The organism is Streptomyces sp. NPDC005784, from assembly GCF_042871525.1.
Taxonomy (GTDB): domain Bacteria; phylum Actinomycetota; class Actinomycetes; order Streptomycetales; family Streptomycetaceae; genus Streptomyces.
The window spans coordinates 311,067-327,786 of sequence record NZ_JBIAIQ010000006.1 but is presented as its reverse complement, the minus strand read 5'-3'; the positions used below and the strand labels follow the sequence as shown (position 1 = coordinate 327,786).

Annotated in this window: 11 protein-coding genes; 9 read left to right on the top strand and 2 right to left on the bottom strand. The window is 70.6% G+C overall.

The annotated features are described in order from the left end of the window. Window positions 1–209: 209 nt before the first annotated feature. The 7 genes from ACFYR3_RS13895 (at window position 210) to obgE (ending at window position 10,343) form a co-directional block, all read left to right on the top strand. Window positions 210–1,352 (top strand): glycosyltransferase, encoded by a 1,143-nt coding sequence (locus ACFYR3_RS13895; RefSeq protein ID WP_355851937.1) that lies wholly within the window; start codon window positions 210–212, stop codon window positions 1,350–1,352. A 186-nt stretch (window positions 1,353–1,538) separates the two neighbouring features. After that, entirely contained in the window at window positions 1,539–2,735 is a 1,197-nt protein-coding gene (locus tag ACFYR3_RS13890) for a hypothetical protein (RefSeq protein ID WP_389282950.1), read from the top strand. Between the two features lie 48 nt (window positions 2,736–2,783). Further along, window positions 2,784–3,572, top strand: coding sequence for a TIGR03936 family radical SAM-associated protein (locus ACFYR3_RS13885; RefSeq protein ID WP_389282948.1), 789 nt, complete (start codon window positions 2,784–2,786; stop codon window positions 3,570–3,572). 261 nt (window positions 3,573–3,833) lie between these two features. Next, complete coding sequence (locus tag ACFYR3_RS13880; protein ID WP_389282946.1) at window positions 3,834–7,859, top strand: ribonuclease E/G; 4,026 nt, start codon at window positions 3,834–3,836, stop codon at window positions 7,857–7,859. Window positions 7,860–8,124: 265 nt separating this feature from the next. Then, window positions 8,125–8,445, top strand: a complete 321-nt coding sequence (gene rplU, locus ACFYR3_RS13875; RefSeq protein WP_164320786.1) for a 50S ribosomal protein L21 — start codon at window positions 8,125–8,127, stop codon at window positions 8,443–8,445. Window positions 8,446–8,461: 16 nt separating this feature from the next. After that, complete coding sequence (gene rpmA / locus ACFYR3_RS13870) at window positions 8,462–8,716, top strand: 50S ribosomal protein L27 (RefSeq protein ID WP_037618784.1); 255 nt, start codon at window positions 8,462–8,464, stop codon at window positions 8,714–8,716. Window positions 8,717–8,906: 190 nt separating this feature from the next. Further along, window positions 8,907–10,343 carry a GTPase ObgE gene (obgE, locus tag ACFYR3_RS13865; protein WP_355851927.1) on the top strand — a complete coding sequence of 479 codons (1,437 nt, stop codon included), beginning with the start codon at window positions 8,907–8,909 and terminating at the stop codon, window positions 10,341–10,343. Between the two features lie 244 nt (window positions 10,344–10,587). Here obgE and galU read toward each other — a convergent pair whose 3' ends face one another. Next, window positions 10,588–11,499, bottom strand: a complete 912-nt coding sequence (gene galU / locus ACFYR3_RS13860; RefSeq protein ID WP_389282943.1) for a UTP--glucose-1-phosphate uridylyltransferase GalU — start codon at window positions 11,497–11,499, stop codon at window positions 10,588–10,590. Between the two features lie 84 nt (window positions 11,500–11,583). After that, complete coding sequence (locus ACFYR3_RS13855; protein WP_355845771.1) at window positions 11,584–13,890, bottom strand: bifunctional glycosyltransferase family 2 protein/CDP-glycerol:glycerophosphate glycerophosphotransferase; 2,307 nt, start codon at window positions 13,888–13,890, stop codon at window positions 11,584–11,586. A 963-nt stretch (window positions 13,891–14,853) separates the two neighbouring features. Between ACFYR3_RS13855 and proB the strand changes: the two genes are divergently transcribed. Then, window positions 14,854–15,981, top strand: a complete 1,128-nt coding sequence (gene proB / locus ACFYR3_RS13850) for a glutamate 5-kinase (protein WP_355845768.1) — start codon at window positions 14,854–14,856, stop codon at window positions 15,979–15,981. Window positions 15,982–16,248: 267 nt separating this feature from the next. Further along, the gene (locus ACFYR3_RS13845; RefSeq protein ID WP_355845806.1) at window positions 16,249–16,707 is read left to right on the top strand and encodes a hypothetical protein; all 459 of its coding nucleotides are present in this window, start codon (window positions 16,249–16,251) and stop codon (window positions 16,705–16,707) included. The last annotated feature ends 13 nt before the right edge of the window (window positions 16,708–16,720 follow it).

The window sequence follows — 16,720 nt, the reverse complement described above, 5'->3', positions numbered from 1 at the left end:
GCTTGACTCGCGGATGACTGTCAGACCGTCACATTCCGGCTAACGCGCTACGCTTATCATCAAATCAGCTTAATTGTGGGCGACCCGACGGGCCAATTGTCCGCCAGTGGTTCGAAGTTGGACTTGCCCTGCGTCCAATCGGGCGCTGTTCGGCTCCATGGCCCACGCCTTACGATCCCGGGCGCCCGGCGTATGCCACATTGGCCGCCGTGAAGCCGCAGACCATCTGCCTCTGCATGATCGTCAAGAACGAGTCGCGGATCATCGAACGCTGCCTCGGCTCGGTCCGCCACCTGATCGACACCTGGGTGATCTCCGACACCGGCTCGACGGACGGCACCCAGGACCTGATCCGCGCGGTACTCGCCGGCATCCCGGGCGAACTCCACGAGGACCCCTGGGTCGACTTCGGCCACAATCGCACCCGGAACATCCAGCGCGCCCGCGGCAAGGCCGACTTCCTCCTCACCGTCGACGCCGACCACGTCCTGCGCCAGGACGCCCCGCTGCCCCGGCTGACGGCGACCTCGTACATGCTGCGCTACGACACTCCGGGCACCCAGCACCGCTTCAAGCACCTGATGCGGGGGGACCGCACCTGGCGCTACGAGGGCGTCACCCACGAGTACCCGTGCACCGACGAGCCCGACGTCCAGGAGAACCTGGACGCGCTGGCGATCGAGGACCACGCCGACGGCGGCTGCCGCGCCGACAAGTTCGAACGCGACGCCCGCCTGCTCCGGAGCGAGCTGGAGCGCGACCCCGCCAACACCCGCACGGTCTTCTACCTCGCCAACACCGAACGCGACCTCGGGCACGCCGAAGAGGCGATCGCGCTGTACGAGCGGCGCGCGGCGATGGGCGGCTGGCCGGAGGAGGTCTACTGCTCGCTGCTGGAGGCCGGTCTCCTCAGGGCCGAGAGCACCGGGGACTGGCCGGGGGCGATGGACGCGTTCTCCAGCGCCTGGGAGGCACGTCCGGAGCGGCTCGAAGCCTGCTACGAACTGGCCTCCCGGCTGCGGGTCCAGGGCCGTCACCACACCGCGCACGCCCTGCTCGCTGCCGCCCTCGACCGGCCCGAACCCGACGACCTGCTCTTCACCCGGAGCTGGGTGTACCGCTGGGGTCTGCTCTTCGAGTACTCGATCACCGCGTACTGGGTGGGTGACCACGCCGGCTCGGTCCAGGCCTGCGACCGGCTGCTGGCCCTGCCCGACCTGCCCGAGGCCATCCGGCGCCAGACCGGCATCAACCGTGAGTTCTCGGTTCAGCGCCTCGCCACCGTCCCGCCGCCGGCCTCCGTTCCCGGCGGGCCGAGGGCATCCCGGGCGGGCAGGGCGGCGAAGAGGTAGCGGGCATCGTGCCGGACCTGATCGGCCCGGCACGGGTCGGTCCACCGTCGGCCGACGGTGGACCGACCGCCGTCCGACCGCGGTCCGACGTCGGACCCAGCGCCTGTCGGCAGGCGTGATGGGAAGTCCTGCCGCCGGGCGCCGACTTGTCGCATCCATCGCGGTGCCCGGTGCGTCTACGCAGGTATGGATCTGGAAAAGCCGTCCCCCGGACGGCCCGGCGCGCAGGCCGAGGGATGTCTTGTCGTCGCGATCCGCATTCCGGTGCGGATCGTGGTGCTCGTCCTCGTCGTGCCGGTACGGATGGTGTGGGACGCGCTCGCCGTCGGCGGAAGGTTTCTTCGGGACACCCTGTTCCGCCCGCTGGGGCGAGCCCTCGGGCGGGCGCTCGGATGGGTGGCACGGGCGCTGTTCGTCTGGCCCTGGGTCGCGCTGTGGCGGTACGTCGTCCTGCCCGTCGGCGGAGCGCTGGCCCGGCTCGGGCAGGTGCTGCTCGTCGTGCCCGCCGTGTGGCTGTACCGCACGGTCCTGACCCCACTCGGTCACGCCGTCGCCTGGGCGGTCCGGGGGATCGGCGCCGGTTTCGCCCTGCTGTTCAAGGGCGTCGCGGCCGTGGTCACCTGGATCGCCGGCGGTGTCGTGACCGTGCTCGACCGGGTGTACGTGCGGCTGCTCACGCCTGTCGGACGATTTGTCAGCCGACTGCTCAAGGGTCTCGGGGTGGTCCTCGCGGCCATCGGGGTCGGGATGTACACCGTCGTGGCCTGGCTGGCGCGGTACCTGCTCGTCGTCCCGGCCCAGTGGCTCTACGCCTGGGTCCTCACGCCCGTCGGCAGGGCGATCGCCCTGCTGGCCTGGGGGCTCGCGTGGATCGTACGGATGGTCTTCGTGGGCATCGGTGCCGCGCTCTACTGGACGGCGCGCGTCCTGCTGGTGCTGCCCGCGCTCGCGGTGTGGCGCCGGGTCCTCGTGCCGCTCGGGCGGACCCTCGCCGTCGTCGCCAGGGAGATCGGCGAGGCCCTCGGGCACGCGTGGCGCGTCGCCGGGTACATCTCGCTCGCCGTCGGACGGTTCCTCGCACGCCTCTTCCGGTGGACCTTCGTGGAACCGGCGCGCTGGGCCTACCGGACCGTGCTGACGCCCGTCGGGCACGCCGTGCGCGACCTGGTGCTCAAGCCCGCGGCCGAGGTGGCGCGCGGCGTCCGGCGGGCGACACGGCAGGCCCTGGACGCCGCCCGGGACAGCGCCCGGCAGGCCCGCGCCGACTTCCGGCGGATGCTCTTCGGGGCGCCCCCGGAACCGGAGCCGGTCGCCCGGCGGGAACCACCGGGCGGTGAGACACGTACTCTAGGTAGCAGTACGACCGCACTCATGAAGGACTGAGCGACACTGGGCAAGCGACAGCCCGAAGGCCCGCCGCCCGCACCCGCGGTGCAGCGCATCCGACTGCGCTACACCAAGCGCGGCCGCCTCCGGTTCACCAGCCACCGTGACTTCCAGCGCGCCTTCGAGCGTGCCCTGCGCCGTGCCGCCGTACCCATGGCGTACTCGGCGGGGTTCACGCCGCATCCGAAGGTGTCGTACGCCAATGCCGCACCCACCGGCACGGGCAGCGAGGCGGAGTACCTGGAGATCGCGCTCACCGCGAAGCGCGACCCCGAGAAGCTGCGCGAGCTCCTCGACGAGTCGATGCCCCAGGGGCTCGACATCATCGAGGCGGTCGAGGCCCGCATCTCGGGTCTCGCCGACCGGCTCACCGCTTCCGTGTGGGAGCTGCGCCTCGACGGCGTGGACCCGGCGGACGCGGAGCGCGCGGTGGAGGCCTTCAACGCGGCCGAGACCGTAGAGGTCAGCCGCAAGGCCAAGAACGGCATGCGGACGTTCGATGCCCGCAGTGCCGTGGCAAGCCTTGAGACCACCCCTGAGACGAACAGTCCACAGGCTGATAGGCCGACCGACCAGCCCTGTGCGATACTGCGGCTGGTTGTTCGGCACGTGACGCCTGTCGTTCGACCCGACGACGTCCTGTCCGGTCTTCGCGCCGTGGCCGACCTGGCGCCGCCGGTTGCCGCAGCGGTGACCAGGCTGGCGCAGGGGCTGTTCGATGAAGAGACCGGCACGGTGACCGACCCGCTCGCGCCCGACCGCGAGGCAGTCGCAGCCGCCCCAGCCGATCGCACAGGGGCCGCCGAAACTGCCGCCGCGAAGGCGTCGGCGTAAGGAAGGTCCCGCGTAAGGACAGATGTCGTAACGCCGCCCTCGTATCCGGGAGCCACCTGGGTCGGGCAGCGCACCGACCAGAAGACTTTCGCCAGGCCGTACGCACACATGGCGTACGGAACCGGCGAGACAGGACACAGAGAGCTCCCGTGCGGCGCCCGCGCCCCGGACGGCGGCACCGCGCATCGCGCGAGCCGCGGACGTCACCGGCATTGCCGGACCAGGCGCGGCGCCCGGGAGCCTGACGGGAGATCCACCCGCATGCTCGAGCCGACCGAACCCACCGAGGGTTCCGACACCAACAACACTCCCAGCGACACCCTGCCGCCGCGGCGCCGCCGCCGTGCGGCGTCGCGCCCCGCCGGTCCGCCGGCCGCCGCCTCCGAGGCCGCGGCCGAGACCACCGCGCCGGCCATACCGGCCGTTGCGTCCGCCGAACTCCTGGCGGAGGAAGCCTCCGCCAGGACCGAGACCTCTGTGAACACCGAGGTCGAGGAGACGGACGAGGCCGAAGAGGCTGTCGAGACGGCCGCGGTCGAAGAGACCGAGGAGGCTCCGGCCGAGGCCGAGGCCGCCGTCACCACCGAAACCGACGACGCCGCACCGCGCCGTACGCGTCGCCGTGCCACCCGCCGTGTCTCCGCCCCCTCCGGTGCGCCCGCGACGGCCGGGACCGCCGAGACCGTGGTGCCCCCCGCCGCGGTCGCCGAGCCCGAGGACCGGTCCGTCGAGGAGGCCCCGGCCGAGGTCGAGGAGACCGCGCCCGCCGGCCGAACCCGCCGTCGCGCGACCCGCCGTGTCTCCGCGCCCACCGGTGCGCCCGCCACGGCCGAGGCCGCCGAGGTCGTGACGACCGCCGCCGAGCCGGTGGCCGCCCCCGCCGAGGCCGAGGCGCCCGCCGCCGAGCCCGTCGCCGAAGAGGCAGCCCCGCGTCGTACGACCCGTCGTCGCGCCACCCGGCGTGTCTCCGCCCCCGCCGGTGCGCCTGAGGGCGACACCGCCGACGAGCGTGTGGAGGCGCCCGTGACCAGCGAGAACAAGTCCGAGGAGGCCGCGCGACCCGAGGCCGTCGAGGCCGAGGCCGCGCAGCCCGAGGACGGCGGCCCGCGCCGCACCCGCCGCCGCGCCACCCGCAAGGCCGCCGTCGGTTTCTCGGCGCCCGCGCCGAAGGCGACCGAGGAGTCCTCGCGGCGCCCCGGCCGTCCGGCCGTCGCCGTCTTCCAGGCGCCGGTCTTCACCGAGCCGATGTTCCAGACGCCCGAGCGGGCCGCCGCCGCGGCAGCCGCCGAGGCCGCCGAGGAAGCCGCCGAGTCCGTCGAGTCCCCCGAGCCGGTCGAGGCCGTCGAGGCCGTCGAGGAGCCGACCGTCGGACGCAGGCGCCGCCGTCGCCGGAGCGTCGAGGACGAGCCGGTGACCGTGGCCGAGGAGCCGCAGGTGACCGAGGAGTCCGCCGAGGACACGGAGGACGCCGAGGACGCCGAAGAGGCTGAGGACGCCGTCGAGGGTGACGAGGGCGAGGAGGAGTCCGCGGGCTCCCGTCGCCGTCGCCGTCGGGGTGGCCGTCGCCGCCGCCGCGGCGAGTCCGCCGAGTCGGACAGCGAGGCCGGCGAGGACGACTACGCCGCCGAGCAGGCCGCGCAGGACGCCGAGGACACCGCCGAGCAGACCGAGGAGGACGCCGAGGACGCCGAGGACGCCGACGAGCGCGAGGAGCCGGGCGGCTCCAGCAGCAGCCGTCGCCGTCGGCGCCGTCGTCGTCGCGCCGGTGACTCCGGTGGCGAGGCCGAGCCCAGCGAGAACGACCCCGAGCGCACCGTCGTCAAGGTCCGCGAGCCGCGTGGCAGGCGCGAGGAGCAGCCCTCGGACGAGGTTCAGTCCATCAAGGGCTCGACCCGTCTCGAGGCGAAGAAGCAGCGCCGCCGTGAGGGCCGCGAGCAGGGCCGTCGCCGTGTTCCGATCATCACGGAGGCCGAGTTCCTGGCCCGCCGCGAGGCCGTCGAGCGCGTGATGGTCGTCCGCCAGAGCGGCGAGCGCACCCAGATCGGCGTCCTCGAGGACAACGTGCTCGTCGAGCACTACGTCAACAAGGAGCAGGCGACCTCTTACGTCGGCAACGTCTACCTGGGCAAGGTCCAGAACGTTCTGCCGTCGATGGAGGCGGCCTTCATCGACATCGGCAAGGGCCGCAACGCGGTGCTCTACGCCGGTGAGGTCAACTTCGAGGCGCTCGGCATGGCCAACGGGCCGCGCCGTATCGAGGCCGCCCTCAAGTCCGGCCAGTCGGTCCTCGTGCAGGTCACCAAGGACCCGATCGGCCACAAGGGCGCGCGCCTGACCAGCCAGGTCTCCCTGCCGGGCCGCTACCTCGTGTACGTGCCCGAGGGTTCGATGACCGGCATCAGCCGCAAGCTGCCCGACACCGAGCGCGCGCGTCTGAAGACCATCCTCAAGAAGATCGTCCCCGAGGACGCGGGCGTCATCGTGCGCACCGCCGCCGAGGGCGCGAGCGAGGACGAGCTGCGCCGCGACGTCGAGCGCCTGCAGGCGCAGTGGGAGGACATCGAGAAGAAGGCGAAGAGCGGCAACGCCCCGACCCTGCTCTACGGCGAGCCGGACATGACCGTCCGTGTCGTCCGCGACATCTTCAACGAGGACTTCTCCAAGGTCATCGTCAGCGGCGGCGAGGCGTGGGAGACCATCCACGGCTACGTCTCCCATGTGGCGCCCGACCTGACCGACCGGCTGTCGAAGTGGACCTCCGAGGTCGACGTCTTCGCCACGTACCGGATCGACGAGCAGCTGATGAAGGCGCTGGACCGCAAGGTCTGGCTGCCCAGCGGCGGTTCGCTGGTGATCGACAAGACCGAGGCCATGATCGTGGTCGACGTCAACACCGGAAAGTTCACCGGTCAGGGCGGCAACCTCGAGGAGACCGTCACCAGGAACAACCTGGAGGCGGCCGAGGAGATCGTGCGCCAGCTGCGGCTGCGCGACCTCGGCGGCATCGTCGTCATCGACTTCATCGACATGGTCCTGGAGTCCAACCGCGACCTGGTGCTGCGGCGCCTGCTCGAATGCCTGGGACGCGACCGTACGAAGCACCAGGTGGCCGAGGTGACCTCGCTGGGCCTCGTGCAGATGACCCGCAAGCGGGTCGGCCAGGGTCTGCTGGAGTCCTTCTCGGAGACCTGCGTCCACTGCAACGGCCGCGGTGTCATCGTGCACATGGAGCAGCCGACGTCCATCGGTGGCGGAGGCAAGCGCAAGAAGCGCGGCCGTGGCGGTGCCGAGCACGACCACGACCACGAGTTCACGCACGAGAGCGCGGACGAGCCGGAGACGGTCGAGACGGAGGCCGAGCTGGCCGCCGAGGTCGCCGCGCCCGTCGCCCTCGCCGAGACGGAGTTCCAGCCGGACGAGGAGTTCTACGGCAGCGCCGCCGAGGCGGAGGCCGCGGCGACCCGGGGCCGTTCGCGGCGCCGCACCCCCCGGCGCGCGTCCGCCCCGGCGGGTGCGCCGAAGACCGAGGAGCGCGCTCCCCGGAGCAGGCGCGAGGAGCGGGCCGAGCGGGCAGCCGCGCGGTCCCGTGAGGCCGCCGAGGCCGAGCCGTTCGCGGCCGAGGACCCGGTCGTCGAGGCGCCGGCCGCCGAGCAGCCGGTGATCGAGCCGGTGGTCGAGGCTCCGGCCGAGACCGCCCAGGCTGCCCCCGTGGCCGCCGTGACGGAGGCCGAGGCCGCTCCCCAGGGCCGTACGCGCCGTCGTGCGACCCGGAAGGTGTCGGCTCCGGCCGGTTCGCCCAGGACGGCCGAGGAGGCCGTGGTGACGGTCACGGAGCCTCCGGCGCCCGTCGCCGAGACCGCGCCCGAGCCGACGCCCGAGCCGGTGGCCGAGGCCCCCGCCGAGAGCGCCGCGCCGGCCCGTCCGCGCCGTCGTGCCGTGCGCAAGGCCACCGCGCCCACCGCCTCCGCGGAGGCGGCCGTCACGGTCGTCCCGTCGGCCGCCGCGGAGCCGGTCGCCGAGCCTGTCGAGCCGGAGGCCGCCGAGGCCGCCGAGGCCGACGCCGAGGCTCCGGCCGCGAAGAAGACGGCCGCGCGCAAGACGGCCAAGACGGTGACGGCGAAGAAGGCCGCCACCAAGAAGGCCGTGGCGGCCAAGAAGACGGTCGCCAAGAAGACCACGGCCAAGAAGGTGACCGCGAAGAAGGCGGCCGCCAAGTCCACGGCGAAGAAGACCGCGGCGGCGGAGCAGACGCTCTCCACCGTCACGGCGTCCACCGACGAGAGCTGAGGCTCCACACGTCGTCCCCGGCCCGCATCCGCCGGGCCGGGGACGACGCGTGACCGGTGGCACACCCGCGGGGCCCGGCCTGGTTTGACCCTTTCGGCCGTGGCCCCGTAACCTTGACCGTCGGCGTGTCTCCTGACGCGCCGCACCCCCGTAAACCTCTTCCTCCTGGTGTCGCGAGCTTCGTGCTCCGCGCTCCGGGAGAGGCCGCTCGCGCGAGTCGGCGGCTGGACTGCGGGGTCCCGTTCCGAGCGAAAGAGAGATCCGCGTGTACGCCATCGTGCGCAGCGGTGGTCGCCAGCACAAGGTTGCTGTCGGCGACATCGTTGAGGTTGACAAGATTCCCACCGCCAAGGTTGGCGACACGGTCGAGCTCTCGACCCTGCTCGTTGTCGACGGCGAAGCCGTGACGAGCGACCCCTGGGTCCTCGCGGGCATCAAGGTCCAGGCCGAGATCGTGGACCACCACAAGGGTGTGAAGATCGACATCCTTCGCTACAAGAACAAGACCGGCTACCGCCGTCGTCAGGGCCACCGCCAGCAGTACACGGCGATCAAGGTCACTGAGATCCCCGCGGCTGCGAAGTAAGGGTAGGGACTGAGACATGGCACACAAGAAGGGCGCATCGTCCACTCGGAACGGTCGCGACTCCAATGCTCAGCGGCTCGGTGTGAAGCGCTTCGGCGGTCAGACCGTCAACGCCGGTGAGATCCTGGTCCGCCAGCGTGGCACCCACTTCCACCCCGGCGTCAGTGTCGGCCGTGGCAAGGACGACACGCTGTTCGCGCTGGCCGCCGGTGCGGTCGAGTTCGGCACGCACCGTGGCCGCAAGGTCGTGAACATCGTTCCGGTCGCCTGATCGAGTCCCGTCGAGGCTGATCCGGTTCCACGCGGACCGGGTCGGGTGCCTCGGGGCCCAGGCTCCGTAGAACAGAGTTCCTCGCGAGGCGGACCTCACTTCCCCCACGGGAAGAGGGTCCGCCTTTCGCGTGTTACGTAAGAGACATTCCGTACGTACAGAAGTAACCGAAGTGCTGGAGGCACCCCACATGACCACCTTCGTGGACCGCGTCGAGCTGCATGTCGCCGCGGGTAGCGGAGGTCACGGCTGTGCCTCCGTACACCGGGAGAAGTTCAAGCCGCTCGGCGGCCCGGACGGCGGCAATGGCGGCCGTGGCGGTGACGTGATCCTGGTCGTCGACCAGTCCGTCACCACGCTGCTCGACTATCACCACTCACCGCATCGCAAGGCCACCAGCGGCAAGCCCGGCGAGGGCGGCAACCGCTCCGGCAAGGACGGCCAGGACCTCGTCCTGCCAGTGCCGGACGGCACGGTCGTGCTCGACAAGGCGGGCAACGTCCTCGCGGACCTCGTCGGACAGGGCACCACGTACGTCGCCGCCGAGGGCGGCCGCGGAGGCCTCGGCAACGCGGCACTGGCCTCGGCCCGCCGAAAGGCGCCCGGCTTTGCCCTGCTCGGCGTGCCGGGAGGCATGCAGGACATCGTCCTGGAGCTGAAGACCGTCGCCGACGTGGCCCTCGTCGGCTACCCGAGCGCCGGCAAGTCCTCGCTCATCTCGGTCCTGTCCGCCGCCAAGCCGAAGATCGCGGACTACCCGTTCACGACCCTCGTCCCGAACCTGGGCGTGGTGACCGCGGGCGAGACCGTCTACACCATCGCCGACGTGCCCGGTCTCATCCCCGGCGCGAGCCAGGGCAGGGGCCTCGGCCTGGAGTTCCTGCGCCATGTCGAGCGGTGCAGCGTGCTCGTCCACATCCTGGACACGGCCACCCTCGAATCCGAGCGCGACCCGATCTCCGACCTCGACATCATCGAGGAGGAGCTGAAGCAGTACGGCGGCCTGGACAACCGGCCGCGCATGGTCGTCCTCAACAAGATCGACGTGCCGGACGGCAAGGACCTCGCGGAGATGGTCCGCCCCGACCTGGAAAGCCGCGGCTACCGCGTCTTCGAGGTGTCCGCGGTCGCCCACATGGGCCTGAAGGAGCTGTCCTTCGCGCTCGCCGAGATGGTCGCCACCGCCCGCGCCGCGAAGCCCAAGGAGGAGGCGACCCGGATCGTCATCCGCCCGAAGGCGGTCGACGACGCCGGCTTCACCGTGGTGCAGGAGGAGGACGGCCTCTTCCGCGTGCGCGGCGAGAAGCCGGAGCGCTGGGTCCGCCAGACCGACTTCAACAACGACGAGGCCGTCGGCTACCTCGCCGACCGCCTCAACCGTCTCGGTGTCGAGGCGCAGTTGATGAAGGTGGGCGCCCGCTCGGGCGACGGCGTCGCCATCGGCCCCGAGGAGAACGCGGTCGTCTTCGACTGGGAGCCGACGGTCATGGCCGGTGCGGAGATGCTCGGCCGCCGTGGCGAGGACCACCGCCTCGATGAGCCTCGCCCCGCCGCCCAGCGCCGCCGCGACAAGGAGGCGGAACGGGACGAGTCGGAGAAGGAGTACGACGACTTCAAGCCGTTCTAGGACGTCCTCGGCCGGCAGCGGCCGACGCAAGACGGTCTCCGGAGCCCGTGGGCTCCGGAGACCGTCCGTCACCGCAGGGTGTACCTACGCAGAGACGGACCGGCCGATTCCTGGCCGGTCCGTCTCTGTCTGCGTATGCGTGCGGGACCGTGAAGGTCGCACAGGAGGTTGTGCCACGCGGCACGCGTGTCCGCGGATGCGTCAGGACACGCGTGCTGTACGTGCGTTGGGAGCGGGGACGCGGTCAGGCGTTGCCGGGGATCTCCTCGGCTACGTAACTGCGGAGCCAGGTCCGGAAGTCCGGGCCCAGGTCTTCACGTTCGCATGCGAGTCTGACAATGGCACGCAGGTAGTCGCCGCGGTCGCCGGTGTCATAGCGGCGGCCCTTGAAGACGACGCCGTGCACGGGGCCGCCGACCTTCTCGTCCTGGGCGAGCTGCTGGAGGGCGTCGGTGAGCTGGATCTCGCCGCCGCGGCCCGGCTCGGTCTTGCGGAGTATGTCGAAGATGTGCGGGTCCAGGACGTAGCGGCCGATGACGGCGTAGTTGCTGGGCGCGTCGGCCGGGTCCGGCTTCTCGACCAGTCCGGTCACCTTGACCAGGTCGCCCTCGCCGGTGGTCTCGACGGCGGCGCATCCGTAGAGGTGGATCTGCTCGGGCGCGACCTCCATGAGCGCGATGACGCTGCCGCCGTGCTGTTCCTGGACCTCGACCATGCGGGCGAGCAGGGGGTCGCGGGGGTCGATCAGGTCGTCACCGAGGAGGACGGCGAAGGGCTCGTGGCCGACGTGCGGGGCGGCACACAGGACGGCGTGGCCCAGGCCCTTGGGGTCGCCCTGGCGCACGTAGTGCATGGTCGCGAGGTCGCTGGACTCCTGGACCTTGGCGAGCCGGTCGGCGTCGCCCTTCTTCTGAAGGGCGGACTCCAGCTCGTAGTTGCGGTCGAAGTGGTCCTCCAGGGGCCGCTTGTTGCGGCCCGTGATCATCAGGACGTCGTCGAGACCCGCCGACGCGGCCTCTTCGACCACGTACTGGATCGCCGGCTTGTCGACGACCGGCAGCATCTCCTTGGGAGTGGCCTTGGTCGCCGGCAGGAACCGGGTACCGAGGCCTGCCGCGGGGATGACAGCCTTACTGATCCTGGGGTGCGATGCCATGCTGCTTCTCGGTCTCTCTCGTTGAACGGGTGAGTGGCCCGGCACAGGTCCGGGCCACTCACGGTCAGGCGTACGTCGGCGGGGTCACGCGTCGATGAGACCGTGCTGCTCGCCGGAACGCTGTGCCACGATGTGCGCCCGCACGATATCGCCGTTCGGCGCCGGGGCCGGGGTCCGCTCGTTCAGCGGCACGACGGCCGGCTCGGGCTTCTGGTCCAGGTACAGCCTGCGCACCACACGCTCGGCGGCGTTGCCGTCGTCGAACTGCACGAAGCGCTCGCGGAACGCGGCGCGCAGCTCGGCGGCGCGCTCGCCGTTCCAGGCGCCGGAGCGGAAGACCTCGATCAGTTCGTCCTCGCTCGTCGCGCTCGCGCCCGGCGTCTCGCCCGGGTTCCCGGAGAGGATGTCGAAGTACACACCGCGGGCCCGGCTGTAGACCTCCCAGTCGTCCGCGTACGTGATGATCGGACGGTCCAGGCAGGCGTAGTCGAACATGATCGACGAGTAGTCGGTGATGAGGGCGTCGGCCGCCAGGCAGAGGTCCTCGACCACCGGGTAGGTCGACACGTCCTTGATCAGGCCGCGCTCCTGAAGCGCCTGGAGCTGCGGGTCGGCGCCGTAGAAGTAGTGGGTGCGCACCAGGACCACGTGGTCGGGGCCCAGTTCACGGCAGAAGCGCTCCAGGTCGATCCGCGGGACGTACCCGGTCTGGTAGTCGCGCACCGTGGGGCAGTACAGGATGGCGGTCTTGCCCTCGGCGATGCCGAGTTCGGCGCGGACGCGCTGGACGTCCTCGGCCGTGGAGCGGAAGTACACGTCGTTGCGGGGGTAGCCGTACTCGATGGCCTCGAAGGCGCAGGGGTAGACGCGCTCCCAGATCTCCGTGGAGTGCTGGTTGGACGTCAGGCTCAGGTCCCAGCGGTCGGCCCGCTCGAGCATCTTGCCGAAGCTCATGTTCTTGGCGGCCGCGGGGAAGCGCTGCTGGTCGATGCCCATCTGCTTCAGCGGTGTGCCGTGGTGCGTCTGGAGGTGGATCTGCCCCGGGCGCTTGACGAACTCGTTCGGGAAGTTGACGTTGTTGATGAGGTACTTGGCGCGCGCCATGACCTCCCAGTAACGGGGGGAGTTCGCCACCACGTAGTCCACGCCGGCGGGGATGTTCTCCTCGTCGCCGCGGCGCACGACCCACACGCCGTGGATGTTCGGGGCGAGTTCCTTGGCCTTGTAGTAGATGGCCGCGGGGCTGCAGGCGACTCCGCGGTTCCAGTAGGCCGCGTAGACCGCGAGGTTCTCGTCGATGGGGCGGCGCTTGTGCAGGCGGTAGAGCCGGTTGTACGCCGTCTTGCCGAGCTTCGTCTTCGCCTTCGTGACCCGCTTGATGGCCTTCTGGCGGGTGGAGGACGCGATCGTCATCGCGGCGTACGCGGAGTACGAACCGCGGGCCAGGAGGTCGAACTTCACGCCCATGGTTCCCTCGGGAACCGTGAAGTTCTTCGGCTTGAAGCGCTTGTACTGTTCGGCGGCCAGCTTGAAGAACGGCGCCCGGTCCTGCGGGACGATGCGGTCCTCGCGGGCCAGCGTGAACAGGAAGTGGCTGGCCATGCGCTCGAACAGAAGGGCCCGCACGGGCTCCAGGTGCGGACGCTCGTCGAGGAAGGTGAAGAGACGGGCGTACTGCTCGAAAATACCGAAATGCTTGCGACCCGGCGTGCGCATGGAATTGCCCTGGCGGCGCTGGCGGTATTCGACGCAGACGTGGTCGAGGGCGGCGATGCGGTCGGCCGTCAGCATGGTCTTGTAGACCATGAGGGCGTCCTCGTAGATGCCGTCGGTGAAGGTGAAACCGTTGCCGACGTAGAAGTCCCGGCGGTACGCCCGGTTCCACACCACGGCGAACATGTTCAGGTACTCGGGGCGCTCCAGCGCCGTGAAGACGTCGGTGCCGGCGGCGGAGAGCATTTCTCCGGCGGCGCTCGCCTGAACCCGGTTGTTCCAGTACGTGCGAACGTGGTTCAGCAGGAGGATGTCCGGGTTGTCAGTGTCCTCGAGCCGCTCGGCGATGGCCTGGAGCGCGCCTTCGCCGAGGGTGTCGTCACTGTCCAGGAAGAGGATGTACTCACCGCGCGACTTCAGCGCGCCCGCGTCGCGCGCCTTTCCGATCCCCTGGTTCTCGGTGAAATGCACGGGAACGACACGGCTGTCGATCTGTGCGTATTCATCGAGTATTCGACCGCACGAGTCCGGGGAATAGTCGTCCACGGCGACGATCTCGAAATCGGTGAACGACTGCTCGAGAATGGAGTCCAGGCAGGCTCGCAGGTACCCCTGTACCTTGTAAACGGGTACGACAACGCTTATTTTGGGCGAAGCGTTACCATTCGGCACAGGCATACTCAGGGCTCCTGGGATCGCAGATCAAACTCATCTGCGCCTCGCATTCCGGTCGCTTCGGACCGCGGCGGGACGCAGGGGGCACGGCGCTAGGTTAACGTAGCCGGAACCCTAGCGTACGCTCTGGTATGGCCAAGGCTGCCGGAGTGTGGCGTGGTTCATCCCGCTCGTCGCGGCCGTGCGGCGTGGCTTCCGTGTCCTTACGCGTCCACGATCCGCCCCCGTGCCCGTCGTTCCTGCTCGGGCCTGCTTCCGGGCGACCGGCCGGTGCTGCTTCCCGGCGTTCCTGTCCGTCACGCCACTGTGTCCTTGTAGTACAGGCCCTGAGTCCTTGCAGTAGATGCCGACGGTCGGGGCGGACGTATCGGGCCTTGCCCGGCCTCTGCTCGGCGACGTTGTCGGTGTTCCGGTGCACGCTCGTGATGCAAGTGTTGCCGTCCGGCGGGACGGAGCCCCTCCTGCCGTACGCCGTGCCGGCGGGCAGAGGCGGCTCCCGTGGTCGGCGAAGCCCTGGAAGGGGTCCGCGCAACCGGGCTGGAGGTCGGCGAGCAGCAGGGCCACGTCGTCGAGCGCGGTCCTGCTGCTCGGGCTATTGGTGCGGCGATCAAGTGCTGCGGTATTTGACGGATTCCGGAAATGGTTACGATTCCACGAGCCAAAGGTGGCCACGAATCCATGATTCAAGGGCGAGAGGCGGAGAAGTCGAGGAATTCCGTCCTGCTGTCGGCTGCGGAACTCTTCCCGATTCTCCCGATCACCGCTTCGGGTGTTGCCAAGCATTCTTGACGTTACGTTTTTCTTGCTCGCGCTGCGGGGTCGGCCGGCGTTCGTCGCGCATTCCAGGTCCTCGCCCACCGGTTCGACCGCCGACGAGCCGTCCGCCTGCCGGACCGCCGGGCGCCTCCGCGGCATCTTCGCGTAGATTTCGGGCAGGGCAGCCGAGGCAAGGGGGCGGACAGCAAGGTGACCGTGGCAAGGCAAGTTGTGGCGCAGGCCCAAAGGACCGTCGTCAAGGTGGGTTCCTCCTCCCTGACCACCGCCTCCGGCGGCCTCGACGCGGACCGGGTCGACGCCCTCGTGGACGTCCTCGCCAAGGCGCGCAGCGGGGGCGAGAAGGAGATCGTCCTCGTCTCCTCCGGTGCCATCGCCGCGGGCCTCGCCCCGCTCGGACTGCGCCGCCGTCCCAAGGACCTCGCCCGCCAGCAGGCCGCCGCCAGTGTCGGCCAGGGCCTTCTGATGGCCCGCTACACGGCCTCCTTCGCCCGCTACGGCATCCGCGTCGGACAGGTGCTCCTCACCTCCGACGACACCAGTCGGCGCGCCCACCACCGCAACGCCTCACGCACCCTCGACAAGCTCCTCGCGATGGGCGCCCTGCCGGTCGTCAACGAGAACGACACCGTGGCCACGGACGAGATCCGCTTCGGCGACAACGACCGGCTCGCCGCCCTCGTCGCTCATCTCGTTCGCGCCGATCTGCTCGTCCTGCTCTCCGACGTGGACGGGGTCTACGACGGCGACCCCGGCAAGCCCGGCACCGCGAGGATCGCGCAGGTCCGGGAGCCCTCGGACCTCGCCGGCATCGAGATCGGCAGCGCGGGCAAGGCCGGCGTCGGCACCGGCGGCATGGTCACCAAGGTCGAGGCGGCCAGGATCGCCGCCGCGGCCGGCATCCCGGTGGTGCTGACCAGCGCGGTCCACGCCGCCGACGCCTTCGCGGGCCGCGACACGGGCACCTTCTTCCACGCCACCGGCAAGCGCTCCGCCGACCGCCTGCTGTGGCTCCAGCACGCCTCCACCCCGCAGGGCGCGATCACCCTGGACGACGGCGCCGTGCGCGCGGTCGTCCAGCGGCGCACGTCGCTGCTGCCCGCTGGCATCGCCGCCGTCGAGGGCGAGTTCACCGCGGGCGACCCGGTCGAGCTGCGCGACAGTACGGGCCGGGCCGTCGCACGAGGGCTGGTGAACTTCGACGCCAAGGAGATCCCCCAGCTGATCGGCCGCTCCACCAGGGAGCTGGCACGCGAGCTGGGCCCCGCGTACGAGCGCGAGGTCGTGCACCGCGACGACCTCGTCCTCCTGAACCCGTAGGTCACACATCCGTGAGACATGCGTCCCACCCTCCGGACGCGTGTACGCCCGCCACGAAGGCCTCATCCGCCCGGCATCGCATCCGGCGCCCCAGGGGCATCGCTGAAACAGCTGTCCACTACACCCGTAAACGGCCGATTCCCCCGTCCCCACCGGGGGACGTTCCGTAAAACCGCCACACGGCGGCTTCTCACCTGCTCAACTTTGTGGCAGGGAGAGTCCGGGATTCGGTACGACCATCGGGTAAAGGAGGCCGTCGTGAGACGAGTGCGCCCTGGGGCGGCGGCGTCCCGCGGTGGTCCCGCCTCCCGTGCGGTGGGCGAGGAGCGGGCCCTGACCAGTGTCGCGGCCGGCGACACCTACGAGGGCGAGCAGCCGGCCGACCAGCCCCGGCTGTGGCACGTCACGCTGAGCGTGTCGGGCGGTGAAGCCCCGCTGACCGAGGTGAGACGCGGTCTCGAACAGCTCGCCCACGACCACCCGTTCCTGCTGACCAGCCGGTACGCCAACGACCACGCGGAGATCCGCTACTGGGAGGAGGCCCGCGACCTGCACGACGCGGCGGCCGTCGCGCTGCGCCTGTGGGGCGAGCACCGGCAGACCGCCAAACTCCCGCCCTGGGAGATCGTCGGCCTGGAGGTCATCGACCGCGAGACCTACCACCAGCGGATCGCCGAGGGGTACGGACCGCTGCCCGCGACACCCGTCGGAGTTCACCCGTTTTGAGCCTGTCTCGCCG

Excerpts from the sequence above, each read along its gene's own strand:
- ACFYR3_RS13890 (WP_389282950.1), top strand. The coding sequence starts at position 1,539 with ATGGATCTGGAAAAGCCGTCCCCCGGACGGCCCGGCGCGCAGGCCGAG.
- ACFYR3_RS13880 (WP_389282946.1), top strand. The coding sequence starts at position 3,834 with ATGCTCGAGCCGACCGAACCCACCGAGGGTTCCGACACCAACAACACT.
- rpmA (WP_037618784.1), top strand. The coding sequence starts at position 8,462 with ATGGCACACAAGAAGGGCGCATCGTCCACTCGGAACGGTCGCGACTCC.
- obgE (WP_355851927.1), top strand. The coding sequence starts at position 8,907 with ATGACCACCTTCGTGGACCGCGTCGAGCTGCATGTCGCCGCGGGTAGC.
- galU (WP_389282943.1), bottom strand. The coding sequence starts at position 11,499 with ATGGCATCGCACCCCAGGATCAGTAAGGCTGTCATCCCCGCGGCAGGC.
- ACFYR3_RS13855 (WP_355845771.1), bottom strand. The coding sequence starts at position 13,890 with ATGCCTGTGCCGAATGGTAACGCTTCGCCCAAAATAAGCGTTGTCGTA.